The following is a 26472-nucleotide window of genomic DNA, read 5'->3' on the forward strand; positions in this document are numbered from 1 at the left end:
TTAGGTGTTCTCCAGCATGTCATTGTTTGATGCACCTGGTGGTACAAGTGGCCATACGTTTTCTTCTTCGTCGATTAAAACATGAAGTAAGTATGAGGTTTTACTTTCTAGCATTTCTTTAAGAGCTGGCTCAACTTCTTCTTTTTTAGTGATCACTTTACCAGGAATATCAAAAGCTTTTGCTAGCATCAAAAAGTCCGGGTTGTCATCAAGAATGGTTTCACTGTGGCGACCATCAAAGAACAGCGATTGCCATTGGCGAACCATGCCTAAACGCTGGTTATCGAGTAAAACGACTTTGACCGGAATCTGACGACGCTTCAGTGTGCCTAGCTCTTGGATGTTCATCATAAATGAGCCATCACCTGTGATAAGGATAGACTGATCATCAGGTCGAGCAACCGCTGCTCCCATTGCTGCTGGAAGGCCAAAGCCCATAGTGCCTAGTCCAGCGGACGTAATGAAGTTTTGTGGCTCGCGTGGTTGAATGTGTTGCGCTGCCCACATCTGGTGTTGGCCTACATCGGTAGAAACAATCGAAGTGTCCGGCATGAGATCAGATAGCTGCTTCAATAACCCTGGAGCATAGATAAGATCGCCTGGGTGGTCGTAGCGCCACTTGAAACCACTACGGAGACTTTCACTGTGTTTAACCCAAGGCGTAATGTCTTGAGTCAGCTCTAGTTGAGGAAGAACAGCAGGGATTTCACCACGTACTGGCGCATTGGCTTGGCGCAGCTTGTGAATCTCTGCGGCATCAATGTCAATGTGAATCACCTTAGCATTTGGCGCAAAGGTGTCGAGCTTGCCAGTCACTCGGTCATCAAAGCGGGCGCCAACAGCAATCAAAAGGTCACACTCTTGTACGACTAGGTTGGCCGCTTTAGTACCGTGCATGCCCAGCATACCTAGATAGTGAGGATCATGTCGCTCAATCGTACCTAGCCCCTTCAGGGTGCTGACAGAAGGCATTGGGTTTAAACGTAGGAACTCTCGTACTGAGTCCGTTGCGTGACCAAGCTGAACACCACCACCGACATAAAGTACCGGACGAGAGCTTTGAGAAAGCAGCTCTTGTGCTTGGGTAATAGCCTCTTGGCTTGCCACAGGCATCGCTGGTGGAGAAAAAGGAGGAAGAAGGTTTACAGGTGCTTGGCCTAGCTGAACATCTTTGGCGATATCAACGATTACTGGGCCTGGACGACCTGTTTTCGCCACTTCAAAGGCTTCAGCAAGTGTTGGCGCCAGTTCATTGATATCTGTTACTAGATAGCTGTGTTTGGTACACGCTAGCGACATACCGATCACATCAATTTCTTGGAACGCGTCAGTACCGATATGAGAGCTGGCAACCTGACCTGTGATCGCAACCAGTGGAACTGAATCCATAAAGGCATCGGCGAGACCTGTGACTAGGTTGGTCGCCCCCGGCCCTGATGTTGCCATACAGACCGCGACGTCCTGAGTTGAGCGAGCCATACCAATTGCGGCCATCGCTGCGCCTTGTTCATGTCGACAAAGGATATGTTCGACGCCACCATCATAGAGGGCATCATAGATTGGCATGATGGCCCCACCTGGGTAACCAAATACGGTTTTAATACCTTGCTGCTTTAGGGCGGCAACGACTAACTCGGCACCTGTCATTGTGAGCCCCCTTTATGCATTGCTTGATGTTGTGTTGTGTTGCACGTCATGTGCGCTCCCATTCTTCCTACGGCTCTTGTTTTTCTGAGCTTTAATTTATGTCTGCCAAATTTTCAGCGTACTAATTGTAAAAAACCCCCGGACTTTTCAGTGCGGGGGTTTTTTTGAATCTGTGGTTATCTTTCGCCCACTCTACCCCGCGCGGAATCAATAATGACCACGATAATCAGGGCAATCAGTGCGTTAATGCGGGCGTTGAAGTTCATTTATTATTTCTTTAGTTATCTGTGTCTATATGGGCACGAAATTGTTTGCGTCTCTAGTGGTAACATACAATTCCGCCGCATGACAAGCAAAAACTCATTCTTTTTTCACATTCTTTCAGCATCTCGCCAAGCTATATAACAACCTTGATAACAAAATAGACGAACTATCAGGGGGATAAATAATGGTCAGACAACAAGTGAGCTTGGTATGGGATTAGCGATCATTCACAGCCGAGCTTGCGTCGGGGTAGAGGCACCAACAGTGACGGTAGAAGTGCATATCAGTAATGGTATGCCCGGATTTACCTTGGTTGGACTACCTGAAACTACGGTTAAAGAGTCTCGCGACAGAGTGCGCAGTGCGATCATCAACTCACGCTTTGAATTTCCAGCTAAGCGAATCACAGTCAACCTCGCGCCTGCTGATTTACCTAAAGAAGGCGGTCGATTCGATCTGCCGATAGCATTAGGCATCTTAGCGGCGTCGGAGCAAATTCCTGTTAATGAGCTAAATAATCAAGAGTTTATTGGCGAGCTTGCTTTATCTGGAGAGCTGAGAAGGGTGAAAGGCGTGTTACCCGCGGCGTTGGCTGCCAACCGAGTTGAGCGCAGTTTAGTGGTCCCCCATAGTAATGGTGATCAGGCGGCTTTAGTTGGTGCTGAAAGACATAAATCGGCGCAAAGCCTACTTGAAGTGTGTGCCGATCTGTGTGGACAACAAAAACTCTCGTTACATCAAACAACGCAGCGCTGTGTAGCACCGAGTAGCCAGAGAGATCTGCAAGATATTATCGGGCAGCAGCAAGGCAAGCGTGCTTTGGAGATAGCTGCCGCAGGCAATCACAACTTGTTGTTTCTTGGCCCTCCTGGGACAGGAAAAACCATGTTGGCGTCGCGCTTGTGCGACTTGCTGCCCGATATGTCAGATAGTGAGGCGCTTGAATCGGCTTCGGTAGCTTCACTAACCCAACAAGAAATCAATGCCCACAATTGGAAGCAGCGTCCTTTTCGCGCCCCGCATCACTCAAGTTCGATGGCGGCACTGGTGGGAGGAGGCTCTATTCCAAGACCGGGAGAGATCTCTTTGGCGCACAATGGATTATTGTTTCTCGATGAGATGCCAGAGTTCGAACGCAAAGTACTCGATTCGTTGCGTGAACCACTGGAATCTGGGGAGATTATTATCTCACGAGCCCAAGGCAAGACGCGCTTTCCGGCTAGGTTTCAGTTGGTTGGGGCATTAAATCCGAGCCCCACCGGATACTACGAAGGCAACCAATCACGAGCCAATCCGCAAACTATTCTGCGCTACTTAAGCCGTTTATCTGGTCCATTACTTGATCGCTTTGATATGTCTCTGGAAATCCCAGCGCTACCAAAGGGGACGTTAGCGGAAGGGGGCGAAAGAGGCGAATCGACTCAGATTGTGCGTGAGCGGGTGTTGATAGCGCGTGAGAAAATGTTGTCACGAGCGAGTAAGGTGAATGCCTTATTAGGCAGTCGAGAAATCGAACGCTACTGCCCCTTACATAAGCAAGACGCGCAGTTTTTGGAAACCGCATTGCATCGACTGGGTCTATCGATTCGTGCTTATCATCGCATTATTAAGGTCGCGCGTACAATTGCTGACTTAGAGGGGGCAAGCCATATTGAGCGCAATCATCTTGCCGAAGCACTAGGCTATCGGGCGATGGATCGTTTACTGCGCCAACTAACGGCTCAAGCAGTATAAAAAGCCCGCATTTGCGGGCTAGTGTTGTTAGAACTGGTAGTTTACACCGACAGAGAAGATCATCTGGTCTTCATCATAGAAGTCGATGTTGGAGTCACTCTGACCATAGCCAGCAAACGAGATCAACGACCAGTTCTGCCAACCCATAAACTGCTGATATTCGTACGCAGCGAACAAGCTAAACTCGTCATCCTCACGGACCTTGTTGTAAACAGGGTGTGAAGCATCATAGCTTTTACTGGTGTAGCCGGCAGTAAGTGCGAATTGATGGCGATTGATGACTTTAAATAGCGAAAGCTCGCCGCCCCAAGAGGTGAGAGAGTTAGCATCGCCGTCGGCATCCGTTTTAATGTAAGTGAGGGATGGAACTAAGAAGGTAGCGCGATCGAGGTGCAGCTTATAATCACCTTTTACATAGATCGATGTCGCATCTCGTTCGAGTAGGCCTGCTGACGATACATAATTTGAGTCTAATCCAGAGCGTTCATTCTCAATATCTTTGATCGCATATGCGGTATCTAGACTAAAACCAGAGTTGGCAATATTGCTAAATTTAACACGATACGCATTGCCTTTCTCATCGGTGACACTACGAGCTGAGTTAGTTTGGAAAGGATCGGCCCAAGTTTCACCAGACATAATGGTCGGTAGGAAAGAGGCGTCAATCACTGTTCCATTTGCCAACTGTTGCTTATAGCCTAGTTCTAACGCTAAGGTACCGACAGCAATATCTTCACGAGATGTACCAACATAGAACTGCTTGTCGAGTTGACTACCAAAGGTGTAAGCAACACTCCCTAATGGCAAGGCTAACACACTGCTATCACTTTGCCCCTTTTGGGTATTGTCGGTAATGGTCGCATTAGTGTCGGTATTAAAGTTGGAGGTTGAAGAGGTATAACCGGCACTGAGCGATATCTCGCCGCTGATCCCCGCTGAATCAGAGAGCTGAGCCATTGCAGGTGTGCTCAATACAGCAAGAGCAATAAGGGTTGGTTTTGTGGTCATTACGGGTTCTCCATGGTGTAAACCTAGTGACTGATTGCCTTGAGGTCGAAGTGTGCTCTAACAACTCTGACCATAGTTAGATTAGTTTCAAACTTTCCAATGGCTTGTATAATTACACGCTGTTTTATTATTCATAAATGAATGTTTATAAATTTTTCATTAAATCTCACTTATTAAGCGTATGTTGGCACATTTACTCCTTGTTCTGAATGTTAGTTTGGTCATCTTGAACTCCGCAGCCTGCTCGATAGCTATTTGCGTGGTGGCCGTTTTTAAGTTTGTTTTGCCAAGTGCTGTACTCAAAGCAAAAGGTACCCAGCTTGCCAATAAGATCATGTGGCTATGGGCAACGATAAACTCCGCCATTCTTAACGTTTCGAACCGAATTGAGTGGGATATTCAAGGCGGCGATGAACTGAAAAAAGATGGTTGGTACTTGATGATCAGTAACCACCTTAGCTGGACAGATATTGTTGTACTGTGCTGCGTGTTCAAAGATCGCATTCCAATGCCTAAGTTTTTTCTCAAGCAGCAACTGCTTTATGTGCCTTTTATCGGTATGGCTTGTTGGGCTCTCGATATGCCATTTATGCGTCGCTATTCACGCGAATATCTTATTCGTCATCCAGAGAAACGTGGGCAAGATTTGGCAACGACTCGTCGTTCATGTGCTAAGTTCAAGCACACACCTACAACGGTTGTGAACTATGTGGAAGGGACGCGCTTTACTGCAGACAAACAGCGCAAAAGCAAAGCGGGTTACCAATATCTTCTGCAACCTAAAACAGGTGGGATAGCTTATACGCTAGCCGCGATGGGCGATCAGTTTGAGAGTATTATTGATGTCACGTTAGCGTATCCTGAAAATACACAAAAACCGTTTAAAGATGCTCTAATGGGTCGCATGACTAAGATTGTTGTTCGCACTAAAGTCTTGCCAGTGGATGAGCAAGTGCGAGGCGATTACTTTAATGACAAGCCATACAAGCGCCAGTTTCAGCAGTGGTTAGGCGATGTTTGGCAACAGAAAGATGAATTGTTGCAGCAAGTCCATCAGGATAAATAGTTAAATTTAAAGATTAAAAAAGGGAGCGTTTGCTCCCTTTTTATTTGGTGATTACTTTAGCGTTAGTAAGTAATTGACCAAGGCAAAGTATTCATCTACTGAGGTGATAGAGCCAGCTTCGACTAGGTACTTGTTGTTAACAATAACCGCTGGAACACCTGATAGGCCGCTGTTTTTAAACTGTTTGTCGAAGCGACGAACCATTGAATCTACTGCAAAGCCGTTAAATGCCGCGTCGAATTTCTTCGCATCGACACCTTCATCCAAGAAGATTTGACGCAGTTCTTCATCATTTTTAGGTGCTTTGCGCATATTGTGGATGCGGTTAAATAGCACGGGCGTCATCTTGTCTTCGATTTTCAGTACAATCATGGTCGCGTAAGCTTTGCTCATTGACTCACCCATGTTGCCACCCATAAAAGAAACATGATTCTTTTGGAACTTAGCTTCTTTAGGTAGCTTAGTTTTAAGCTGCTGAATGATAGGCTCGAACGAGTGACAGTGCGGGCAGTAGAAAGAGAAAAACTCCGTTACGGTTGGTTTCTTTGAGGCTTCTAAATCCAGCACTTTGTAGTGCTCACCTTGATTGAACTGCGCAGCGTGAGCAGATAGGCTCAACATCAGTGTAGCAACTAGTGCAAACAGCTTTTTCATTCTTGACTCCATGTTGTCGATTTTCTTACCACTGTGGCATAAGTGAAAGTGGTGGTTCATCCAGTGCAGAAATCTGCTCTTTAAAAGCAAGTACCTGACTCTCCCAGTATTTTGGATCATTGAACCAAGGGAAAGCGAGAGGAAAAGCAGGATCTTGCCACCTTTTTGCTAGCCATGCCATATAGTGCACCATACGTAGACCACGCAGCGGCTCAATAAGTTTCAATTGATTGCTGTTGAAGTCATTAAACTCCTGATACGCCTCTAGCAGAATATCCAACTGCATCAGCTTGTCTGCTCGCTCACCGTTGAGCAGCATCCATAAATCTTGAATAGCAGGACCGTTACGAGAATCATCTAGGTCAACAAACATTGGGCCGTCGCGCCAAAGAATGTTTCCTGGATGACAGTCACCATGCAAACGTATCAGGCTGGTTGAGTCATCCCAGTGGTTCTCTAGAGATTTGATCAGTAAATCGAGGTCGTTAAAAAACGCATTTTCGAGATGCATCGGAATAAACTGAGATTGCTCCAGTAACTTGCGCGGCTGATAGACGTATTCTTCGAGCCCGATGGTAGGGCGGTGTTGGAATACTTGCTTAGAGCCAACTTTATGAATGCGACCCAAAAAGCGCCCAACCCCTTCGAGTTGCTTTAGGTTATCGACTTCAAACTGGCGCCCACCAACACTTGCAAATAGGGCAAACAGATAGCCTTGATATTGGTGGAGAGTTTGACCGTTAATAATTACAGGTGGAGCAACGGGGATCTCAGACTCAATCAGTTCAAGGGTAAAGTCATGTTCCTCTTGAATTTGTTCTAAGCTCCAACGCTCGGGACGATAAAACTTAACCACATAACGTTGGCGTTCTTCATCGGTAAATTGGTAGACGCGGTTTTCATAGCTGTTAAGGGCCAGAAATCCAGATTCCGCTCGAATACCAATGCTTTCGAGGGCATACCACATAAAATCAGGTGTTAACGCATCAAAGTTAAAGGCTTGCTGTGTCATAAAATAAAAGAGGCTCATTGCTGAGCCTCTTTCCATATCTGTGAGTAGAGTGCGCTTAGAGTTTCTTAATAAAGCGGCTTTCTACCTCAATAGTGAAGTCTTCGCTATCGGACAGTATAAACTGAATTGTTGAAACTGAAGAGCTGAGATTGTCAGGATTGACGCCTAAACTCATTGGCAGGTTAAGGACTTCACCCGGTTCAACTTGAATGGTTTGTTTGCCATACCAAGAGACATCACTTAGGCCTTCAACGCTGAGTTTGTACTCTTGTTCTTGTTGAGTTTTATTAATGATTTTCAGGGTGTAGGTATTCTCTACTTCACCTAAGCCATTGACTCTGAACAACTGATTACGGTCACGAAGGACGCTCAAACCTGCCGGGTCGACACTGGCAACCTGAACAAAGAACAAGCCAATCATCACTAATAGTACTGCGCCATAACCGAGCAGTTTTGGACGCGCGACCTTAGTATGCTTGCCAGAGAGGCGGTGCTCCGTGGTGTAGCTAATCAGGCCTTTTTCATAGCCCATGCGATCCATGGTTTTGTCACAGGCATCAATACAAGCACCACAGTTAATACATTCATACTGTAGGCCGTCACGGATATCGATACCGGTTGGGCAAACCTGAACACAAAGGTCACAGTCAATACAGTCACCTAAGCCCAGAGCTTTGTGATCGGCTTTGCGTGATCTAGGACCGCGCGTTTCGCCACGTTTGCTATCGTAGCCGACGATAAAGGTATCTTTGTCGAACATGGCTGATTGGAAACGAGCGTAAGGACACATGTGAACACACATAATAGAGCGCATCCAACCTGCGTTGGCGTAAGTACAGCCGGCGAAGAATAGAACCCAGAATACTGGCCAGAATTCGGCATTAAAGGTGAAGAAACCAACCACTAGGTCTTTGATCGGTACAAAATAACCGGTAAAGGTGAAGCCAGTAGCAAGAGCAATTGCCCACCAAGCTAAGTGTTTTACACCTTTGCGCATTGCTAGATTGGCTGTGAGCTTACCTGAATCTTGCTTGCGGCGTTTGTTGGCACTGCCTTCTAGTTTTTCTTCGAACCAAATATACATAAAGGTCCACACCGTTTGTGGGCATAGGTAGCCACACCAAACTCGACCTAAGAAAGTGGTGAGGAAAAAGAGACCAAAGGCGGCAATCATAAATAGCAGTGCAAGCAGGGTTAAGTCTTGCGGATAAAGTGTGGTGCCGAAAAAGTTAAACTGCTGATTGCCAAAGTCGAGCAAGATAGCTTGGCGTTCGCCATAAGGTATCCAAGGAATAAGAGCGAAGAAAACCAGTAAGAACCAGCCGCCATAACGACGTAGCTGTTGAAAGGTACCTTTACTCTCGCGAACATAGATTCGGTTGCTGGGATTAAACCTGTCCCCTTTGTTTTTATGGGCCTTAGGGTTAAAGGTCTTGGGAGTCACATCTTTGATATCGATTTTATCCTGACTCATTGCGCTTCCTTCTTGAGCTAAACGGTGAGATTTCTATTGTTCTCACACTAGGGGCTGTTTATCTTTCGTGGTTAAATTTTGTTCGAGATAAAAGCGTTTTAATCACGGCGAGAGGTTTGCCGCCTAGTCATTCTAAGCAAAATACCTCTCAACAAAGAGTAAAACGCTTTTAGCCGAACCCTTCGGGCAGCGTTTGTGGTTCCTTTCTACTGCGTTATCGGCTTATTAGGTAGGATAACTACATTTCAAAGCCTCTGCCTTGTATAAAGAACCCACAAAATTGCTGCAAAAATCATCTCGAAAGGTAAGCAGCCCCTACACATTGCTATTTGATTATAATATTTTAGTAAATACTTATGGACGGCGATTATATACGCAATAACATTTTCATTTCTTTAAGGCTATCAACCTTTAACAACAAAGATCAGTACAGTTCTATAAATAAATGACCTAACAGTTTTTGTCTTTGTTACCAAATGAGTATAAAAAAAGCGACTCAAGGTCGCTTTCAAGAAAATTGCTCTCTGCTAGTCAAGAAGACCACGGGCACGCAGAATCGCCGTTTTAAAATCATCTTCTTGGTCTTTCTTCAAACCAGGAATCATTTCATCTTTATCACTGTTGCGCATTTTTAGATGGTAAATAAGAACATCGTCTGTCAGATCTTCTAGTTTGCCTTCATAGCCTGCTTCTTGAGCGAGCTTAACGATCATCTGTAGCAGGTTAAGTTCCTGATCTTTTTGCCATTCAGGTTCAAGTAGCTCTAGTAGCTCCTCAATACGGTGACACTTCATTGGCTTTCTCCACAATATTTATAATGATTTGCTGCTAAAGGTATCAAATAGATGAAATGAAGGTAAGAAAAAAGCGCAGTCAGCACTGCGCTTTTTAATTAGGCTGCCTTGATAACCTTAGCAGGAGCAGTTGCCATAACGGCGGTCTTCTCTACTAAAGTCATTGCTGGAGCTGATTTTTTTGCCACAGGAGCAGAAACGAATCCACTACGGCGACGCATCGCACTACGATTTGTGTGCGAAAACCTGACTGTTGTTGGGCGCATTCAGTTACCTAACTGTCAGGCATATCCATTGCCAATGTAATGGCCTAATTAATTATGAGTTTGCTTCATTGCTGAAGTTTGGCTCTTCTGGCTCACGCCAATCCGAACAATTAATTAGGAATATTGATATGCACGCATATCAATAAATAGATTAGCATTATCAGTCGGATTGGTCGATATCTAATCGATTGCGATTCGCTACAATTATGTGAAGATGTCTGTAGTAGTGAGACAGTAAACCAGATTAGTATGAAAGTAATTTAATGGTTTCGTACGTGCCAAGGAGGTGTTGATGTCGTTATTTAAGAAAACCCTGGCCAGTTTTGGTATTGGATCTGCAAAGGTAGACTCTGTTTTGCAGCAAGAGGTTTTGTACCCGGGACAAAAAGTAAATATTACGATTCATGTTTATGGTGGGTCGACAGCACAAGAGATCGATAATATCGATCTCAAGCTCTATTGTCGCTATATCAAAGAGGTGCCAGCCAATCCAGATAAGGATAAGCACAATGCCGGGCGCATGCGTCGAGTCCCGACAAGTTATGCCTTAGCTAAGTGGTCACTGCCTTACGCTTTTACTATTAATCCGGGTGAAACGCGTGACTTTGAAATCGAGCTCGATGTGCCGTGGAACACGCCCGTTACCATTGGCGACTCTAAGGTATGGTTGGAAACAGGCTTAGATATAGCGATGGCAAAAGATCCAACCGACAAAGACATTCTAACCGTCAGGCCTGATCCGCTACTTGATGGCATATTTACCGCACTTGAAGAGCAAGGTTTGCGTATTCGTCAGGTAGAGTGTGAAGAAGTTGATGGCTTTGCGATGCCGTTTGTCCAAGAGTTTGAATTTGTTCCGACCACAGGGCCTTTTCATGGCCGATGGCGAGAGCTTGAAGTAGTAGCGTATCGAACTGACGATAAGCTACAGATGTGGTTTGAGATCGATCGTCACCGTGAAGGCGCCAAGGGTATGCTTGCGAGCTTGCTAGGGATTGGCGACTTGAAGCGTCAAATGGAAATTCCTCTCCATACATCTGCGCAAGAGGCGGGTGCACAAGTGATTGCCTACTTGGATGAGCATTCTTAAGCAAAACTTAAAAACTTTCAGCTTACAAGTGTAAGCTTAATGTGCCATACTCTTGAGTAATTATTCCATATTTACTCAGAGTAGGGCACGCATGTCTGCTAATCCTCCCGCTGAATACAGCACGAAAGAAGAGTTCGCTAATACGCTGACCCATGCTCTAGGTATGGTGTTAAGTATTGTTGGCTTGGTTTTACTCTTACTCAAATCGACCGAAAACAATGCAGATACGCTAACAATCACCAGTATGAGTATCTATGGCAGCAGCATGATAGTGCTGTTTCTTGCCTCTACGCTCTACCATGCGATTCCTTATAAGCGAGCCAAACGAGCATTAAAAACCTTTGACCACTGCGCTATCTACTTGTTGATTGCGGGTAGCTACACGCCATTTCTACTGGTGAGCCTACGTACACCGCTAGCGATAGGGCTTATGGTAGTGATCTGGAGCATTGCTCTGTTCGGCATCATTATGAAGCTTGCCTTTGTCTACCGTTTTAAGAAGCTTTCTTTAGTGACCTATCTAACCATGGGCTGGTTATCTCTGATTGTGATTTATCAATTGGCGATGAACTTATCGGTTGGTGGGTTAACTCTGCTTGCCGCAGGGGGAGTGATTTACTCACTGGGAGTGATCTTCTACGTCGCAAAACGCATCCCTTACAATCATGCTATTTGGCACGGATTTGTTCTAGCAGGATGCGCTTGCCATTTCTTCGCTATTTATCTGTACGTTGATCCCGTTTAACGTCGCCAGAAGGCTGGGAAAAACAGGACAAGCAAGGTCAAAATTTCTAGCCTTCCCATCAACATTCCAAGGCTTAGTAGCCACTTAGCGGCGTCTGGCAGTGGGGCAAAGTTACCAGTTGGACCGATGACTGACCCCATACCCGGTCCAACATTGGCAACCGCAGTAATAGAGCCTGAGATACTGGTAATTGGGTCGAGTCCCATGGCGCTGAGGCCACCAGCAATCGCAATGATGGTGATAAAAAACGTCAAACCAAAGGCGACAACCGAACGGACGATATCATCGTTCACAGGACGTTGGTTGTAACGTTGAACAAATACCCCAGAAGGATGGATAAGTTTCATCATCTGCTTGTTAAGCAATGTCAGGGCAATCTGAAAACGGAAGATTTTAATCCCGCCCGCAGTTGAACCTGAACAGGCTCCTGCCATCATCAGGAATGCAAACAAGGTGGTAGGAAGTGCACCCCAGGCGGTGAAATCTTCCAAGCCAAAGCCTGTCGTGGTAACCACTGAGACAATGTTGAACATGGATACCCGAAGCGCATCTAAAACGGCATAACCATCTCTAATCACTAACCAAGCTGCGATGATTAAGCTGCTAACCAAGAACAAGTAGCTAAATCCGCGCACTTGCGCATCTTTGACTAATTCATTGAGACGGCGTTTTCGAATTGCTGCAACAAACAGTAAGAACGGCAAGCCACCCAAAAACATAAATAGTGTCGCTACCCAATGCGCACCATTAGAGAAATGGTTCATCGAGCCATCTGATGTGGAATAGCCACCGGTGGATAAGGTGGTAAAGGCGTGGTTTATTGCTTCAAACAGATTCATACCCGTTAGAAGGTAGCCAACTATGCATAAACCCGTCAGTGATAGGTAAACTGCGACAATGTTCTTTGCCACTGTTTTGGCTCTCGGGCTGCTTTTATCTGACCAATCGGATGATTCGGTGTGGAAGAGTTTCATACCACCGACGTTAAGCATAGGCAGTACCGCAACCGCCATCACGATAAAGCCAATCCCACCTAACCATTGCAGTATCGAGCGCCATAATAAAATGCTCGGTGCCATGTTATCTAGGCCACTGAGTACGGTTGAGCCTGTGGTTGTGATGCCCGACATGGTTTCAAAGTAAGCATCGGTAAAGCTGATGTGATTAATAAACACAAAAGGTAGCGCTGCGAACGCACTGGCGATGGTCCAAACCAAACTGGTGATGAGGAACATATCGCGCACACTTAGCTTAAATTGTTTGGTGCGGCCAATCGTCAAACAGGCAAAAGCGGCGGTATGAGTAATGATAACAGCTTGGCCAAACTCTAAAAATCCAGACGTACCAGTGATGAAAGCGACCAATGTTGGTACGTACATGAACAGGGCTAGCTTAGATAACACTAGCCCGATAACAAACAGTACAGGACGGAAATTGACCATAACCCTTGCCTAAAGGAAGAACGGACTCGGTTGGAATAGGGCTTCTACGTCTGGGACGTATTTCTTGTCGACCAAGAACATCACCACATGGTCATCTTGTTCGATAACGGTACGGTCGTGGGCAATCAGCACTTCCTCGCCACGGACAATTGCACCAATGGTGGTACCTGGTGGAAGTTTGATATCACCAATCGCGCGACCAACAACTTTCGATGTGGTTTCGTCACCGTGTGCAATGGCTTCGATTGCTTCTGCAGCCCCTCGGCGCAGTGAGGATACGTTAACAATATCGGCACGACGAACGTGGGTCAGCAATGCAGAAATCGTCGCTTGTTGTGGTGAAATCGCGACATCGATAGCGCCACCCTGTACAAGGTCGACATAAGCACCGCGCTGAATCAGTACCATCACTTTTTTGGCTCCCATGCGTTTCGCAAGCATGGCAGACATAATGTTGGTTTCATCTTCGTTGGTGAGAGCGATAAACACATCGACCTGATCGATGTTTTCTTCAGCAAGGAGTTCCTGATCTGCCGCATCACCACAGAATACGATGGTATTTTCTAGCTCTTCTGACAGCTTTTCCGCACGTTGGTAGCTATGTTCAATCAGTTTAACGCTGTAGAGCTGTTCTAAGCGGCGAGCAAGGCTAGCACCAATGTTACCGCCTCCAACTATCATAATACGGCGGTAAGGCTTCTCAAGACGTTGTAGCTCACTCATTACTGAGCGGATGTGATTACTTGCTGCAACGAAGAAGACTTCATCGTCAGCTTCAATGATGGTGGTGCCCTGTGGTCTAATTGGTCGGCCTTGGCGGAAAATCGCCGCAACGCGCGTGTCGATATGTGGCATATGCTCACGTAGGGCTGAGAGTGCATTACCAACTAGTGGTCCACCATAGTAGGCTTTTACGGCAACCAAGCTTACCTTCTGCTCAGCAAAGCTCACAACTTGCAGTGCCCCTGGGTATTGAATCAAGCGTTCAATGTAGCTAGTGACTAGCTCTTCTGGTGCAATTAAGTGATCGACGGGTACAGCGCCCGACTGGAACAAAGCTTCTTTCTCAGACAGGTACTGCGGAGAGCGAATTCGCGCAATTCGGTTAGGAGTGTTAAACAGTGTGAAGGCCACCTGACAGGCAGCCATATTGGTTTCATCCATATTGGTGACAGCTACCAACATGTCAGCATCTTGAGCGCCGGCTTCACGCAACACATCTGGGTGGCTAGCGTAACCATTCACGACACGTAGGTCGTATTTATCTTGCAGCTCGCGCAGACGATCTGAGTTGCGGTCTACAATGGTGATGTCGTTGTTCTCGCCAACTAGGTTTTCCGCCAGTGTGCCGCCAACCTGACCTGCACCAAGGATGATGATTTTCATACACTAATCTCGTTTAACTACTGAAAAGGCGGCGACTAATGTCACCGCCTAACTGTATTACGCGTTTTTGATTAACACTGCGTAGTAGAAGCCGTCCATATCCTCTTCGCCAGGTAAGATTTGGCGTCCTGGATTGTTGATATCAGAACCCACTAAGGTTGCGTTATCAGTGCGCTCAAGGAAAGCTTTTACTTGTAGTACGTTTTCTTTTGGAGTAATTGAACAAGTGGCGTAAACCATAGTCCCGCCCACCTTCAATTGGCTCCACATTGCATCCATAATTTCACTTTGTAGCTCAGCTAAGGCGTCAATGTCGTTTGCTCGACGTAACCACTTAATATCTGGGTGACGACGAATAACGCCCGTTGCTGAACAAGGTGCATCAAGTAGAATGCGGTCAAATTTTTCGCCTGTCCACCACTCTTGAGGGTAGCGAGCGTCACCACAAATCACATCGGCACGCAGTTGAAGACGTTCTAGGTTGTCATAGACGCGATCAAGACGTTTAGCGTCACAATCAATTGCAACCACTTCGGTATCTTCCGTATGCTCAAGAATATGCGCGGTTTTACCGCCTGGCGCTGCACAACAATCAAGAATCAACTCACCATTTTGTGGCTGCAGATAGTTTACTGACAATTGAGCAGCAGCGTCTTGTACCGATACCCAGCCACGATCGAAACCTGGAAGAAGAGTCACGTCACAAGGCGAGGCCAATTTTATGGCATCAGCAGCTTCTGGGTGAATGCTGCATTCAATGTTTTCATCTTTCAGCAGTTCTAGATATTCATCACGATTATGGTGCTGGCGATTTACACGCAGCCACATTGGCGCTTTGCTATTGTTCGCTTCGACTAATTGTTCCCACTGCTCTGGGTAGCTCTCACGTAGAATGTTAAGCAGCCAATTTGGGTGACCATATTTGCCAGCGTTGTGGCTAACTGCTTTTTCATCTAGCTCTTCTTGCTCACGAAGGTAGCTGCGCAGTACCGCATTGATTAGGCCGCGTAGGCTTGGGCCTTTCAACGTCTTAGTTCCTTCAACCGTTTCTGCGACGGCAGCATGTGCTGGAATACGCATGAAACTCAGTTGGTAAATTCCGACCAAAATAAGATGGTGGAAAACACGCTTTTTCCCTTTGAGTGGATTTTCCATTAGCTCGTTAGCAATAGACTCCAAACGTGGCAAGTAACGTAGCGCGCCATAACAGATCTCTTGTAACAGTGCATGGTCTCTTGGTCTGATAGTCTTTTGCGCCGCAGGTAATGCGTGTGAAAGAGATTGGCCTTTGTCGACCACTTGGAATAGGACGTTGGCTGCAGCAGCGCGAACATTCATGATGAATACCTTAAATTAAGGGAGGGTGTCTCCACCCTCAAAATGTACGTTTCCCGATAAGGGAGAATATGTTTAAACCAGCTGAGTGCCGACTTCAAACCAGCTTGCACGAGAGTTCAAGATATCTTGAACAGACATCGCTTTCTTACCTGGAACTTGTAGTTGTTCTAAAACCAGTACGCCATTGCCAGTAGCAATGTAGATACCGCTTTTATCTGCTTGCAAGATAGTGCCAGCAGGTTGAGTTGTTGACTGCTCATCGACACGGCTTTGCCACACTTTGATGCTGTTCTCAGCAGCGATAAAGTGACTCATTGGCCAAGGATTGAAAGCACGAACGCAGCGCTCGATATGTGTAGCGTCGTCATTCCAGTCAATGCGGGCTTCTTCTTTGCTCAATTTCTTAGCGTAGTTTGCCAGTGCATCGTCTTGTTTCTCTGGTACCGCTTTACCTAGCGCAATATCTACTAAACATTCAACTAATGCTTGTGGGCCAAGTTCTGCCAGCTTTTCGTACATAGAAGTACTGGTATCGCTAGCTTCAATTGGCAAAGTCGCCACTTTGAGCATATCACCGGTATCTAAGCCGATATCCATTTGCATAATGGTCACGCCTGTTTCTGCGTCTCCCGCCCAAATAGAGCGTTGGATCGGCGCAGCACCACGCCAGCGTGGCAGAATTGAACCGTGAACGTTAATGCAGCCTAGCTTTGGCGTATCAAGCACCGCTTGTGGAAGTAGCATGCCGTAAGCCACCACCACCATGATGTCTGCGTTTAAATCTGCCAGCTCTTGTTTGGCTTCATCAGACTTAAAGTTTTCTGGCTGATAAACGGGAATATTATGCTCAAGGGCTAATTGCTTAACAGGTGGCGCTGCCAGTTTCTTACCACGACCTGCAGGTCGGTCAGGGTTAGTGTATACAGCAATGACATCGTGCTCCGAAGACAACAACGCCGCCAAGTGACGGGCGGCGAAATCCGGAGTACCAGCAAAAACAATTTTCAAAGGTTTGCTCAAGGTACCTTCCTTCTATTTAATTAGCGTTTAGGCTTTGCTTGCATTCTTCTCGTTGAAGCGCTTGATTTTAGCTAGCTTGTCTTGAATACGCTTGCGCTTTAAAGGCGAAAGGTAATCAACAAATAGTTTGCCTTCTAAGTGGTCAAGCTCATGCTGAACACAAATAGCTAATAGATCATCAGCTTCAAATGTGTACTCTTCACCATCACGGTTAAGTGCTTTTACCGTCACTTCCGCTGCGCGTGGCACTAATGCACGTGCGCCAGGGACAGACAGACAGCCTTCTTCGATACCATCTTCGCCGCGTTTTTCTAAGATTTCTGGGTTAATCAGAACCATAGGCTCATCACGTGTTTCAGAAATATCGATAACAACGATACGTTGGTGGAAATCAACCTGGGTTGCTGCCAGACCAATACCTTCTTCGTCGTACATGGTTTCAATCATGTCATCAACGAACTTTTGAATCTCAGGTGTCACTTCTTCTACCGGCTTAGCCACGGTGCGAAGACGATCATCTGGGAATGTTAATACTTGTAATACAGACATATACACTCGAAATGTTGAACTGTGCCGAATCAGGATAAACCTCGTTGGCTCAATTCTAGACATTTTATACCCCAAATGACAGCATCAATGCGCTTTTTGAGCTGCTTCTCTTTGTTGTTAACACTCAGTTTAACAGGGAATGCCGTAAGGATAGGTCGCTGATAGGGAGTCGAAACATGTTACGTATTTGGCGAGGTCTGTTTGTTGTCGTGTTGGTGACGATCGTTAATGGGGTCAGTGCTCAAGAAGGGGCTCTATCGATTAACAAACAAGCACCGAAGACTTATACCGTCGTCAAAGGTGACACCTTGTGGGATATTTCAGCACTGTATCTCGAAAGCCCGTGGCAGTGGCCGCGCTTATGGCAATTAAATTCGAACATAGTAAACCCGCATCTGATCTTTCCCGGAGATAAATTGACCCTCGTGTGGCGAGAAGGGCAACCAAAACTGACTTTAAAACCTGTGGTCAGTTTGACGCCTGCTATTCACCAACGAGCAAAACACCCCGTCTCGGCCATTAAACCGCAGTATGTCCAACCTTTCATTGAACACGATCTGTTGTTGGAGGGGGAAGCAATTCATGAAATGAGTCGAGTAATTGGCAATAGCACCGGAAATCAGCTGATGGATTCACAAAACGTCATCTATATTTCGGCTCACCAAGTCGCTCAAGAGTGGGGAATCTATCGTTTAATGAATGAGTTTAAACGAGCAGATAAAAGCGCCAAAGTGATAAGAAAAATAGCTCATGGGCAACTTGTTGCCAGTGATGAGCACTACTCCTCGCTGCGTTTGACCAAGCAAAGTCATGAAGTAGTGGCGGGCGATATCGCTATGCCAATATTACAACCTTCAAACTCAACCACTTCGCTAAGCTTAACCCCTGTCTCTGCAGAAATTGATAAGGTTGAGATTCTCGGAGCGGTTGAAGATAGCCATTACGTTGGTAAAGACCAAGCTGTGGTGGTTAATCGTGGCGAGTTAGATGGTGTTAAACAAGGCAGCGTGTTTGAACTGTTTAACTCAGGCGCTAGTGACGTTACTCATCGTACAAACAACTCATCAATACCTTTACCTAATAGACGTATTGGCCACATGATGGTTGTCCGTCCTTATCAGCATTTTAGTATCGCGATCATTACCGACAGTTCAGAAGCGGTCAGTATCGAGACCAAGGTTCACTCCCCAAGGAGTCGGTAATTGGTGACCAATGAAGAGCTCGCGGCATGGCTGTCGCTCAACTTTACCCCTAGAGTCGGTCCGAAAACCTTTTCTCGCCTGCTCGCAATAGACTCACCATTAAACATTGTTCAATCTGACCTTCCTGCGCTTTTAGCCCTTGGATTAAGCGCACAACAGGCTAACTATCTAAAGAACCGTGCGGCGAAAGAGGTTGCGCAGTGCTTTGAGTGGCAACAACAATCTGCTCAACACAATATCATTACTAAGCAAGAGAGCAGTTACCCGGCATTACTTGAACAGGCGGTAGGCTCTCCTCCGGTTTTATTCGTTCAAGGAGAGGTGAACGGCTTGTCTGAACCTCAAATTGCGATGGTCGGTAGTCGCAATGCCAGTCCTGAAGGGCTCAATACCGCGCGAAGCTTTGCTCGGGCTTTGGTTGAGCAAGGTCTGACGGTCACAAGTGGTTTGGCCCTTGGCGTGGATGGCTACGCCCATGATGGAGCGCTGCAAGGAGGAGGACGTACACTCGCTGTTCTCGGCAGCGGTTTAGAAACTATTTACCCAGCTAGACATCGTGAACTTGCTAGGAGAATTCTTGATTCTGGAGGGGCGCTAGTTTCGGAGTTTCATCCTAAAGCGAAGCCTAAAGCCGATCATTTTCCGCGCCGCAATCGAATTATTAGTGGCCTTTCTGTTGGAGTGCTGGTGGTTGAAGCCGCAGAGAAAAGTGGCTCCTTGATTACGGCGCGCTATGCCATAGAGCAAGGGCGTGACGTGTTTGCTATTCCGGGTTCTATCCACGATTCAAATGCACGCGGCTGTAACCTGTTGATTAAGCAAGGTGCGTGTTTGGTGATGCGAGTTCAGGACATAGTTGATGAAATAGAGACGCTTTTACGCTGGTCTAATTCCAGTAAGCCACCGATTCAAAATGAACTTTTCGAGGAAATAGATAGTAAAGAAGAATTGCCATTTCCTCTGCTGTTAGCTAACGTAGGAAGTAAGGCTATACCAGTTGATATTCTTGCAAACAGGACCAATATACCTGTGCAGGACGTCATGATGCAGCTCTTGGAGCTTGAGCTTTCAGGGCATGTTGTTGCAGTTTCCGGTGGCTATATTCGAAAGGGGAGGGGCTAGCTATGATGATGGATATCTTAATGTATCTATTCGAAACCTACATCCATAGCGATGCAGAGTTACAAGTCAATCAAGATGAGCTAGAAGAAGAGCTTCTTCGCGCAGGCTTTCATCAAAAAGACATTTACAAAGCCCTTGTCTGGCTAGAAGAGCTAGCAGCACTGCAGCAAAGTGAAACCCACTCTGCGATTTCGGTGTGCAGCACGTCGAACTCGACTCGTATTTATACAACGAAAGAGTGTGAGCGCTTAAGTCTAGAGTGCCGTGGCTTTTTGACCTTCTTAGAGCAAGTTAACGTCCTCACGACTGAAACTCGGGAGATGGTTATTGATCGCATTATGGGCCTAGAGACCGACGAGTTTGAGCTTGATGATCTGAAATGGATTGTGCTTATGGTGCTATTTAATGTACCAGGCAACGAGAATGCATACACACTTATGGAAGAGCTGCTGTATACCAAAGAACAAGGTATCCTTCACTAACCTTTCAGAGTTGATATGAGCAATAAAATTGATCATCAGCTGTTTTCAGCCCATGAACATGCGCTAGAACACCAAGCTTGTCCTAAATGCCAAAGTGAACAGCGCGAAGGTGAACTTCACCTTCGCCACGGTAAACATGGTCCTTTCTTAGGTTGCGATCAGTACCCTGTGTGCGACTACATTAAACCCTTGCATCAGAACGACGGTCACATCGTTAAAGAGCTCGGTGTTGCTTGCCCTGAATGTGGTAACGAGCTGGTTCTTCGTCAGGGGCGCTATGGGATGTTTATTGGCTGTAGTCATTACCCGCAGTGCAATCACATCGAGTCTTTAGATCAACCTAAGCAAGAACTGCAGCAGCCGGAACACCATACTTGTCCAGAGTGCAATAAAGGCCAGTTAGTGGAGCGTAAAACTCGCTTTGGTAAGGTTTTCTATGCCTGTGACAACTATCCGAAATGTAAGTTTGCTGTCAATCAGCCGCCGATTTCAGGTCAGTGTGAGAAATGTGGTTTTCCACTGTTAGTTGAGAAGAAGCTCGCCAGTGGAGTCAAAAGGCAGTGTGCCGACCGAAAGTGTCATCACACACAATCTGAATAATAAAAAACGGCGCATCAAGCGCCGTTTTTGCTATCTATAAACTGAGTTATTGGGCGAAGTTTGCGGAAAACTCATGAACAGCAGGAAATGCTTGTTCATCTAACAGATCGGCAAGTGCACACAGTTTACGCTGCAGTTCACCGCTGTAATCACCACACACGTTAATATGACCCATTTTGCGGCCCGTACGCTTCTCTTTGCCATACCAATGAATGTGCACCCCATCCATCGCGAGTAATTCACTCGGTAAGGTATCTTCACCCAAGATATTAATCATTGAAGTTTCACGAATCAGTTTAGTGCTGCCTAGTGGTAAGCCGCATACCGCTCTTAAGTGATTTTCAAACTGACAAGTTTCTGCACCTTGTTGAGTCCAGTGTCCAGAGTTATGCACCCGTGGGGCAATCTCATTGACCAGCAAGGTGCCGTCGACATCGAAAAACTCAAGGGCTAATACACCAACGTAATCGAGCTTATTGGCGACAGCAGTAAACATCTGTTTTGCTTGTTGTTGCAGCTCAGTATCTGCGATGGCAGTAGACAGAGTCAGTACACCGTTGGTGTGAACATTTTCAGCCAATGGATAAACGGCAACGCTACCATCTTCGCTGCGTGCACCAACTAGGGAAACTTCACGGTTAAATGGCACGAACTCTTCAGCTACGATCGCTTGAGTTTCAGATGCAGCAATGCACTCGGCCATTTCCGTCCAAATGGTCTCGATTTGAGCTGGATCTTTTAAACGCCACTGACCTTTTCCATCGTATCCGCCAAGCGCACTTTTTAGCACCATAGGGATGCCAACGTGTGCAATGGCTTGGTCAAAGTCTTCACGTGTATTGATTACAAAGTACTTTGCATTGCGTACATCTGCGTCATCAAGCAACTGCTTCTCGATACGGCGATCGCCGCCTGCTTTTATCGCCTCAGTCGAAGGTAAGAACTTTCCACTTTGCTCGCAGATTGCCAGAATATCGTGAGGGATATGCTCAAACTCAGCGGTGATAACATCCGCTTGAGCGATGGCGTTTTCAAGTCCGTGGCCAATCACAGTCTGCGTGAGTGGATGAACGATATTTTTACTGCCAACGTCATATGCTGAGATATCAATATTAAGCGGCGCGCCAGCCAGTGACATCATGCGAGCTAATTGACCAGCACCTAGCACTAAAACATGCATGACTTAGTCCTCTGCAGGATTTGGGTTCGCTAAAACCGTTTCTGTCTGTTCAGCGCGGAAAGCTTCAACTTTCGCCATTACAGCTTCATCATGTGTACCAAGAATTTGCGCAGCGAGAATACCTGCATTTGCCGCACCCGCTTCGCCGATAGCCAAAGTACCAACAGCAATACCTTTTGGCATTTGCACGATGGAGTATAGAGAGTCTAGACCACTAAGTGCGCGAGACTGAACTGGAACACCTAGAACTGGCAGTGAAGTGAAGGCTGCTGCCATGCCTGGTAAGTGCGCAGCACCGCCAGCACCAGCAATGATTACTTTTAAACCACGCTCTTTAGCGCTGTTTGCATAGTCTGCAAGAAGTTGAGGGGTACGGTGTGCAGAAACCACTTTAGTTTCGTACTCAACCCCGAATCTATCGAGCATTTCTGCTGCTAGTTTCATGGTTGGCCAATCTGATTTAGAACCCATGATGATACCGACTTTCATCTCAAACTCCTTCAAAGCTGCATAGAATTGGTGAGCAAACATTTTGAGCGCATTATACGGAGATTTTATACTTAAGCAAACGTTTGCGTCGTGGTGAAATACTTAGCTTGGGAATTTATTAATAAATAGCTTTAGTCTCGGATTGAGATTGTTTGTAGACTTAAGCCTGTAGAGAATTACTAAGGTGTGACTAAGTGGAAAACTTTAATCAAGCACTGAACGCTTTGATGGATGGTGAAGTGATCGCTTATCCAACCGAAGGAGTCTTTGGCGTGGGTTGTGATCCCGATAATAGTGAAGCAGTGCGTAAGCTACTGGATCTTAAGCAGCGCCCGGTCGATAAAGGGCTCATTCTTATCGCGGCGAGTTACCAGCAGTTAATTCCGTATATCGATGAATCTCAGCTGACTCAAGAACAGCTAATCAGGGTCAAACAGAGTTGGCCAGGGCCGATCACTTGGATAATGCCATCGAGTGATCGCGTATCTCGGTGGGTATCTGGTCAACATCAATCGATAGCAGTGCGAGTGACGGATCATCCTTTGGTACAAAAGATGTGTAATGCATTCGGAAAGCCGTTAACCTCTACCAGCGCAAACTTGTCCGGTCAGCCACCATGTAAGACAAGTGAAGAAGTTTATTTGCAGTTTGGTTATGATCAGATTGCGGTACTTGAAGGCCAAACAGGTGGCAGAGAAAAGCCTAGCGAAATTCGTGATGCTCAATCACTACAAGTATTAAGACAGGGATAACCCTGCAGTAAAGGAAGTTGTATGTCAGCCATAGATAAACAAACGGTAAAGCAATTTTTAATGGATCTTCAGGATTCAATTTGTCAGCAGCTTGAAGAGGCAGATGGACAAGCGGTATTTGTTGAAGATGCATGGCATCGCGAGCCTGGAGAGAAGCTAGGTGGTGGTGGGCGTACTCGTGTGATGAAAGATGGTGCTGTGTTTGAGCAAGGTGGAGTGAACTTTTCTCATGTGCAAGGTAAAGAAATGCCAGCTTCTGCCACGGCGCATCGCCCTGAATTAGCGGGACGTCGTTTCGAAGCGATGGGTGTCTCCTTGGTTATGCATCCAAACAACCCATATGTACCTACGTCGCATGCCAACGTTCGTTTCTTTATTGCAGAAAAAGAGGGTGAGGAGCCGATTTGGTGGTTTGGAGGCGGTTTCGATCTAACACCTTTCTACCCATTTGAAGAAGATGCGCAGTATTGGCACAACACAGCGAAAGAAGTGTGCGCACCGTTTGGCGAAGGCGTTTACTCGGAGCATAAAGCATGGTGCGACAAATACTTCTACTTACCTCACCGAGATGAAACTCGTGGGGTTGGTGGCTTATTCTTTGATGATCTCAATCATTGGCAGTTTGATAAGTGTTTTGACTATATTAAAGCGGTTGGTGAGGGCTATTGCCAGGCATACCTACCGATTGTTGAACGTCGTAAAGAGACTGAGTACGGTGAGCGTGAACGCCAGTTCCAGTTGTATCGTCGTGGGCGCTACGTGGAGTTCAACTTAGTCTTTGACCGTGGCACATTGTTTGGCTTACAAAGCGGAGGCCGCACAGAGTCTATTCTTATGTCTATGCCGCCACTCGCTCGATGGGAATACGCTTACCAAGTGGAGCCAAACTCTCCAGAGGCTGAGCTGTATGATCATTACCTTAAACCGAGAGAGTGGTAATACTTTCCTCCTTATATAGATAGTGATAGGGTCAATGTTCCGCATTGGCCCTTTTTGTTTCTGATAGGTAAGGATATGACTCAGCAAATAGACAACTACGTTGTTTTTGGTAACCCAATCGCCCAAAGTAAATCACCATTTATTCATACGCTATTTGCTCGTCAAACTAATCAGTCTTTGACCTATACCACTCAGAGTCCGGCAACCGATGCTTTTGTCCAAGCTGCGAGTGAGTTTTTTGCCGAGGGTGGCAAAGGGTGCAATGTCACTGTGCCATTTAAAGAAGACGCTTTCCGTTTTGCGAATCGTGTCACCGAGCGCGCGCAGCTAGCAGGTGCAGTTAATACGCTAAAAAAACTTGATGATGGTGAGATTCTAGGCGACAACACTGATGGCGAAGGGCTTGTCCAAGACTTGTTGCAATATCAGGTTATGCTAAAAGGGGCTCGTATTCTGCTGATTGGGGCTGGTGGTGCAGCGCGAGGTGTGATTAAACCATTACTCGATCAGCAACCAGCTGAAATTGTGGTCACCAATCGTACCTATGCTAAAGCGCAGCAGTTGGTAGAAATGTTTCAGCCTTATGGAAAGATTTCTGCCCAGCCAATGGATGCTGTGTCCGAGAGCTTTGATTTGATTATTAACTCAACATCGTCGAGCTTAAGTGGTGAGCTACCCGCTATCTCTAGCGCTATTTTCTCACCTCAAAGCACGGTCTACGACATGATGTATGGTGCAGGGAAAACGACCTTCAATCAGTGGGCAACAGATAATGGCGCAATCAAGATATATGATGGTCTAGGCATGCTGGTAGGGCAGGCAGCAGAAAGCTTTATGTTGTGGCGTGGACTAAGGCCTGGTACAAAGCAGATTTTGCGTGAACTGAGAAAAAACCTAGAGGGCATGTAATGAACCAATCTATTCTTTTTCCTGATATCCAATCATGGGATGAAGATAAGCAAGCGGTGTTGTTTTCTGCGCAGCAAGCTGGGGCGCTGATTCAGTGCCTAGTCAGTAAAACGGAACTAGAGAAGTTGTCAGGTCAAACGGTTGAGAATGAGCAGCAAGCTCTCGAAGTATTTTCTCAATACCGTTTTGACCTTGAAGAGCTTGCTGAAGAGTTAATAGAAGATGAAGAATTTAATTCACAAGGTTGGATAGAAGTTGTTAGTTAATATCTTCTACTTGGTGTAGGTAGTCTTCTTTATTCTGCACATAGTTATCTGCCGATTTTTGTAAGAACGCGCGTTCCTTTTCATTGAGTGGACGTGCTTGCTTAACAGGGCTACCTACGTACAAATAACCGCTTTCCAGAATTTTACCTGGGGGAACTAAACTCCCAGCACCTATCATTACCTCTTCTTCTATTACCACACCATCTAAGACAATCGCCCCCATTCCAACTAGCACTCGATCTTTGATCGTGCAGCCGTGTAGCATTACTTTGTGTCCAACAGTGACATCATTACCAATGAGCAGCGGGTAGCCGTCAGGGTTTTCTTTATTCTTGTGGGTGACATGAAGCACACTGCCGTCTTGGATATTGGTGCGATGACCAATATGAATATGGTTTACATCACCTCGCGCTGCAACGAGCGGCCAGACACTGGAGTCGTCTCCAATACGAATATCGCCAACCAATACTGAGCTGCTATCTATATAGACTCTTTCACCTAATTGCGGAGCAATACCTTTGTAACTGCGTAGAGAACTCATTTTTTCTCCTTATATAGAGGGAATCTTGCCATGGTAGGGGTAGAAAAGTGGCAAAAATAGGTCGTTTTGAATAGAAAATACTCAAACAATAAAAAAATCAAAAAAAACTGAAAAAAGGGCTTGCCAATGTGATGGCGATCTCTATAATGCCCCCTCGCTGACACGGGAACGCTTCGAAAGAAACGAGAGCCCAGTTAGCAAGGTCAATTAGCCAAGCGGAAACGCTTGAAAAAAGTTTGAAAAAAGTGGTTGACACTAAACTTTATCTCGCTAAAATGACCGCCTCTTCCGAAGTGATGTGAGTCACAAAGAAGAAAGCTCTTTAACAATATAAACCTATCAATCTGTGTGGGCACTCGTTGATGATAATCCAAATAGATACTTCGGTATCAATTTAGGTTTCAATGAAACGAAGTGACCATTGAATCTTCGGATTCAGCACAGTCAATTCAAACATTACTTTATGTAATGTTCAGTATTCATTGAGCCGAACAAAATCTT

Annotated in this window: 27 protein-coding genes; 12 read left to right on the plus strand and 15 right to left on the minus strand. The window is 46.1% G+C overall.

Annotation, left to right across the window (positions count from 1 at the left end; genetic code table 11):
- Nucleotides 1–1647: an acetolactate synthase 2 catalytic subunit gene (gene ilvG, locus AC5O63_RS20975; RefSeq protein ID WP_494506143.1), complete on the minus strand. Its 1647-nt coding sequence runs from the start codon at nucleotides 1645–1647 to the stop codon at nucleotides 1–3.
- A gap of 474 nt (nucleotides 1648–2121) precedes the next feature.
- On the opposite strand from ilvG, the gene AC5O63_RS20980 reads away from it, so the two are divergent.
- Nucleotides 2122–3645 carry a YifB family Mg chelatase-like AAA ATPase gene (locus AC5O63_RS20980; RefSeq protein ID WP_494506144.1) on the plus strand — a complete coding sequence of 508 codons (1524 nt, stop codon included), beginning with the start codon at nucleotides 2122–2124 and terminating at the stop codon, nucleotides 3643–3645.
- Between the two features lie 27 nt (nucleotides 3646–3672).
- Here AC5O63_RS20980 and AC5O63_RS20985 read toward each other — a convergent pair whose 3' ends face one another.
- Complete coding sequence (locus AC5O63_RS20985; RefSeq protein ID WP_494506145.1) at nucleotides 3673–4653, minus strand: DUF2860 domain-containing protein; 981 nt, start codon at nucleotides 4651–4653, stop codon at nucleotides 3673–3675.
- A 181-nt stretch (nucleotides 4654–4834) separates the two neighbouring features.
- Between AC5O63_RS20985 and yihG the strand changes: the two genes are divergently transcribed.
- Nucleotides 4835–5719 (plus strand): 1-acylglycerol-3-phosphate O-acyltransferase, YihG family, encoded by an 885-nt coding sequence (gene yihG, locus AC5O63_RS20990; RefSeq protein ID WP_494506146.1) that lies wholly within the window; start codon nucleotides 4835–4837, stop codon nucleotides 5717–5719.
- A gap of 51 nt (nucleotides 5720–5770) precedes the next feature.
- On the opposite strand, the gene AC5O63_RS20995 is transcribed toward yihG, so the two are convergent.
- From AC5O63_RS20995 to AC5O63_RS21015, 5 genes are all read right to left on the minus strand, one after another.
- Nucleotides 5771–6373, minus strand: a complete 603-nt coding sequence (locus AC5O63_RS20995; RefSeq protein ID WP_494506147.1) for a thiol:disulfide interchange protein DsbA/DsbL — start codon at nucleotides 6371–6373, stop codon at nucleotides 5771–5773.
- Nucleotides 6374–6398: 25 nt separating this feature from the next.
- On the minus strand, nucleotides 6399–7385 hold the full coding sequence (locus AC5O63_RS21000) for a serine/threonine protein kinase (protein WP_494506157.1): 987 nt from the start codon (nucleotides 7383–7385) through the stop codon (nucleotides 6399–6401).
- Between the two features lie 55 nt (nucleotides 7386–7440).
- Entirely contained in the window at nucleotides 7441–8859 is a 1419-nt protein-coding gene (gene ccoG / locus AC5O63_RS21005) for a cytochrome c oxidase accessory protein CcoG (RefSeq protein WP_004743620.1), read from the minus strand.
- A gap of 527 nt (nucleotides 8860–9386) precedes the next feature.
- A complete protein-coding gene (locus AC5O63_RS21010) occupies nucleotides 9387–9653 on the minus strand; it encodes a YihD family protein (protein ID WP_494506148.1) in 267 nt (88 codons plus the stop codon).
- 98 nt (nucleotides 9654–9751) lie between these two features.
- Nucleotides 9752–9919, minus strand: coding sequence for a hypothetical protein (locus AC5O63_RS21015; protein ID WP_171325389.1), 168 nt, complete (start codon nucleotides 9917–9919; stop codon nucleotides 9752–9754).
- A gap of 292 nt (nucleotides 9920–10211) precedes the next feature.
- On the opposite strand from AC5O63_RS21015, the gene AC5O63_RS21020 reads away from it, so the two are divergent.
- The gene (locus tag AC5O63_RS21020; protein ID WP_004743623.1) at nucleotides 10212–11009 is read left to right on the plus strand and encodes a sporulation protein; all 798 of its coding nucleotides are present in this window, start codon (nucleotides 10212–10214) and stop codon (nucleotides 11007–11009) included.
- Between the two features lie 91 nt (nucleotides 11010–11100).
- On the plus strand, nucleotides 11101–11754 hold the full coding sequence (trhA, locus tag AC5O63_RS21025; RefSeq protein ID WP_239827172.1) for a PAQR family membrane homeostasis protein TrhA: 654 nt from the start codon (nucleotides 11101–11103) through the stop codon (nucleotides 11752–11754).
- Here trhA and AC5O63_RS21030 read toward each other — a convergent pair.
- From AC5O63_RS21030 to def, 5 genes are all read right to left on the minus strand, one after another.
- Nucleotides 11751–13196: a TrkH family potassium uptake protein gene (locus AC5O63_RS21030; RefSeq protein ID WP_171325385.1), complete on the minus strand. Its 1446-nt coding sequence runs from the start codon at nucleotides 13194–13196 to the stop codon at nucleotides 11751–11753. The genes trhA and AC5O63_RS21030 overlap by 4 nt on opposite strands.
- A 9-nt stretch (nucleotides 13197–13205) precedes the next feature.
- The gene (trkA, locus tag AC5O63_RS21035; RefSeq protein ID WP_004743626.1) at nucleotides 13206–14582 is read right to left on the minus strand and encodes a Trk system potassium transporter TrkA; all 1377 of its coding nucleotides are present in this window, start codon (nucleotides 14580–14582) and stop codon (nucleotides 13206–13208) included.
- A gap of 57 nt (nucleotides 14583–14639) precedes the next feature.
- Complete coding sequence (gene rsmB / locus AC5O63_RS21040; protein WP_494506149.1) at nucleotides 14640–15920, minus strand: 16S rRNA (cytosine(967)-C(5))-methyltransferase RsmB; 1281 nt, start codon at nucleotides 15918–15920, stop codon at nucleotides 14640–14642.
- Nucleotides 15921–15992: 72 nt separating this feature from the next.
- Complete coding sequence (gene fmt / locus AC5O63_RS21045; RefSeq protein ID WP_494506150.1) at nucleotides 15993–16940, minus strand: methionyl-tRNA formyltransferase; 948 nt, start codon at nucleotides 16938–16940, stop codon at nucleotides 15993–15995.
- Nucleotides 16941–16967: 27 nt separating this feature from the next.
- Nucleotides 16968–17489 carry a peptide deformylase gene (def, locus tag AC5O63_RS21050; protein WP_004743629.1) on the minus strand — a complete coding sequence of 174 codons (522 nt, stop codon included), beginning with the start codon at nucleotides 17487–17489 and terminating at the stop codon, nucleotides 16968–16970.
- A gap of 176 nt (nucleotides 17490–17665) precedes the next feature.
- Between def and AC5O63_RS21055 the strand changes: the two genes are divergently transcribed.
- From AC5O63_RS21055 to AC5O63_RS21070, 4 genes are read left to right on the plus strand one after another with little or no spacing between them, the layout of a single operon-like run.
- Complete coding sequence (locus AC5O63_RS21055; RefSeq protein WP_494506151.1) at nucleotides 17666–18691, plus strand: LysM peptidoglycan-binding domain-containing protein; 1026 nt, start codon at nucleotides 17666–17668, stop codon at nucleotides 18689–18691.
- Between the two features lie 3 nt (nucleotides 18692–18694).
- On the plus strand, nucleotides 18695–19813 hold the full coding sequence (gene dprA / locus AC5O63_RS21060) for a DNA-processing protein DprA (protein WP_494506152.1): 1119 nt from the start codon (nucleotides 18695–18697) through the stop codon (nucleotides 19811–19813).
- A 2-nt stretch (nucleotides 19814–19815) separates the two neighbouring features.
- Nucleotides 19816–20295: a DUF494 family protein gene (locus AC5O63_RS21065; protein WP_038197518.1), complete on the plus strand. Its 480-nt coding sequence runs from the start codon at nucleotides 19816–19818 to the stop codon at nucleotides 20293–20295.
- A gap of 15 nt (nucleotides 20296–20310) precedes the next feature.
- Nucleotides 20311–20895: a DNA topoisomerase family protein gene (locus AC5O63_RS21070; protein WP_494506153.1), complete on the plus strand. Its 585-nt coding sequence runs from the start codon at nucleotides 20311–20313 to the stop codon at nucleotides 20893–20895.
- Nucleotides 20896–20941: 46 nt separating this feature from the next.
- Here AC5O63_RS21070 and AC5O63_RS21075 read toward each other — a convergent pair whose 3' ends face one another.
- Both AC5O63_RS21075 and purE read right to left on the minus strand, forming a co-directional pair.
- The gene (locus AC5O63_RS21075; protein ID WP_494506154.1) at nucleotides 20942–22075 is read right to left on the minus strand and encodes a 5-(carboxyamino)imidazole ribonucleotide synthase; all 1134 of its coding nucleotides are present in this window, start codon (nucleotides 22073–22075) and stop codon (nucleotides 20942–20944) included.
- Between the two features lie 3 nt (nucleotides 22076–22078).
- Entirely contained in the window at nucleotides 22079–22564 is a 486-nt protein-coding gene (gene purE / locus AC5O63_RS21080; RefSeq protein ID WP_069668053.1) for a 5-(carboxyamino)imidazole ribonucleotide mutase, read from the minus strand.
- Nucleotides 22565–22758: 194 nt separating this feature from the next.
- On the opposite strand from purE, the gene tsaC reads away from it, so the two are divergent.
- From tsaC to AC5O63_RS21100, 4 genes are all read left to right on the plus strand, one after another.
- Nucleotides 22759–23316 (plus strand): L-threonylcarbamoyladenylate synthase type 1 TsaC, encoded by a 558-nt coding sequence (tsaC, locus tag AC5O63_RS21085; protein ID WP_494506155.1) that lies wholly within the window; start codon nucleotides 22759–22761, stop codon nucleotides 23314–23316.
- Between the two features lie 21 nt (nucleotides 23317–23337).
- Nucleotides 23338–24255 carry an oxygen-dependent coproporphyrinogen oxidase gene (gene hemF, locus AC5O63_RS21090; RefSeq protein ID WP_195877313.1) on the plus strand — a complete coding sequence of 306 codons (918 nt, stop codon included), beginning with the start codon at nucleotides 23338–23340 and terminating at the stop codon, nucleotides 24253–24255.
- A 75-nt stretch (nucleotides 24256–24330) separates the two neighbouring features.
- The gene (aroE, locus tag AC5O63_RS21095) at nucleotides 24331–25164 is read left to right on the plus strand and encodes a shikimate dehydrogenase (RefSeq protein WP_367938399.1); all 834 of its coding nucleotides are present in this window, start codon (nucleotides 24331–24333) and stop codon (nucleotides 25162–25164) included.
- The gene (locus AC5O63_RS21100; RefSeq protein WP_004743640.1) at nucleotides 25164–25430 is read left to right on the plus strand and encodes a DUF1488 family protein; all 267 of its coding nucleotides are present in this window, start codon (nucleotides 25164–25166) and stop codon (nucleotides 25428–25430) included. The genes aroE and AC5O63_RS21100 overlap by 1 nt, the downstream gene beginning before the upstream one ends.
- Here the strand turns inward: AC5O63_RS21100 and AC5O63_RS21105 are convergent.
- Nucleotides 25423–25971, minus strand: a complete 549-nt coding sequence (locus AC5O63_RS21105) for a gamma carbonic anhydrase family protein (protein WP_494506156.1) — start codon at nucleotides 25969–25971, stop codon at nucleotides 25423–25425. The genes AC5O63_RS21100 and AC5O63_RS21105 overlap by 8 nt on opposite strands.
- Between the last annotated feature and the right edge of the window lie 501 nt (nucleotides 25972–26472).

This window comes from Vibrio sp. SCP2 (genome assembly GCF_059295395.1).

Bases quoted from the DNA above. Each gene is read 5' to 3' on its own strand.
- ilvG (WP_494506143.1), bottom strand. From the start codon at position 1,647: ATGACAGGTGCCGAGTTAGTCGTTGCCGCCCTAAAGCAGCAAGGTATT.
- AC5O63_RS20980 (WP_494506144.1), top strand. From the start codon at position 2,122: ATGGGATTAGCGATCATTCACAGCCGAGCTTGCGTCGGGGTAGAGGCA.
- AC5O63_RS20985 (WP_494506145.1), bottom strand. From the start codon at position 4,653: ATGACCACAAAACCAACCCTTATTGCTCTTGCTGTATTGAGCACACCT.
- yihG (WP_494506146.1), top strand. From the start codon at position 4,835: ATGTTGGCACATTTACTCCTTGTTCTGAATGTTAGTTTGGTCATCTTG.
- AC5O63_RS20995 (WP_494506147.1), bottom strand. From the start codon at position 6,373: ATGAAAAAGCTGTTTGCACTAGTTGCTACACTGATGTTGAGCCTATCT.
- AC5O63_RS21000 (WP_494506157.1), bottom strand. From the start codon at position 7,385: ATGACACAGCAAGCCTTTAACTTTGATGCGTTAACACCTGATTTTATG.
- ccoG (WP_004743620.1), bottom strand. From the start codon at position 8,859: ATGAGTCAGGATAAAATCGATATCAAAGATGTGACTCCCAAGACCTTT.
- AC5O63_RS21010 (WP_494506148.1), bottom strand. From the start codon at position 9,653: ATGAAGTGTCACCGTATTGAGGAGCTACTAGAGCTACTTGAACCTGAA.
- AC5O63_RS21015 (WP_171325389.1), bottom strand. From the start codon at position 9,919: ATGCGCCCAACAACAGTCAGGTTTTCGCACACAAATCGTAGTGCGATG.
- AC5O63_RS21020 (WP_004743623.1), top strand. From the start codon at position 10,212: ATGTCGTTATTTAAGAAAACCCTGGCCAGTTTTGGTATTGGATCTGCA.
- trhA (WP_239827172.1), top strand. From the start codon at position 11,101: ATGTCTGCTAATCCTCCCGCTGAATACAGCACGAAAGAAGAGTTCGCT.
- AC5O63_RS21030 (WP_171325385.1), bottom strand. From the start codon at position 13,196: ATGGTCAATTTCCGTCCTGTACTGTTTGTTATCGGGCTAGTGTTATCT.
- trkA (WP_004743626.1), bottom strand. From the start codon at position 14,582: ATGAAAATCATCATCCTTGGTGCAGGTCAGGTTGGCGGCACACTGGCG.
- rsmB (WP_494506149.1), bottom strand. From the start codon at position 15,920: ATGAATGTTCGCGCTGCTGCAGCCAACGTCCTATTCCAAGTGGTCGAC.
- def (WP_004743629.1), bottom strand. From the start codon at position 17,489: ATGTCTGTATTACAAGTATTAACATTCCCAGATGATCGTCTTCGCACC.
- AC5O63_RS21055 (WP_494506151.1), top strand. From the start codon at position 17,666: ATGTTACGTATTTGGCGAGGTCTGTTTGTTGTCGTGTTGGTGACGATC.
- AC5O63_RS21065 (WP_038197518.1), top strand. From the start codon at position 19,816: ATGATGATGGATATCTTAATGTATCTATTCGAAACCTACATCCATAGC.
- AC5O63_RS21070 (WP_494506153.1), top strand. From the start codon at position 20,311: ATGAGCAATAAAATTGATCATCAGCTGTTTTCAGCCCATGAACATGCG.
- AC5O63_RS21075 (WP_494506154.1), bottom strand. From the start codon at position 22,075: ATGCATGTTTTAGTGCTAGGTGCTGGTCAATTAGCTCGCATGATGTCA.
- purE (WP_069668053.1), bottom strand. From the start codon at position 22,564: ATGAAAGTCGGTATCATCATGGGTTCTAAATCAGATTGGCCAACCATG.
- hemF (WP_195877313.1), top strand. From the start codon at position 23,338: ATGTCAGCCATAGATAAACAAACGGTAAAGCAATTTTTAATGGATCTT.
- aroE (WP_367938399.1), top strand. From the start codon at position 24,331: ATGACTCAGCAAATAGACAACTACGTTGTTTTTGGTAACCCAATCGCC.
- AC5O63_RS21100 (WP_004743640.1), top strand. From the start codon at position 25,164: ATGAACCAATCTATTCTTTTTCCTGATATCCAATCATGGGATGAAGAT.
- AC5O63_RS21105 (WP_494506156.1), bottom strand. From the start codon at position 25,971: ATGAGTTCTCTACGCAGTTACAAAGGTATTGCTCCGCAATTAGGTGAA.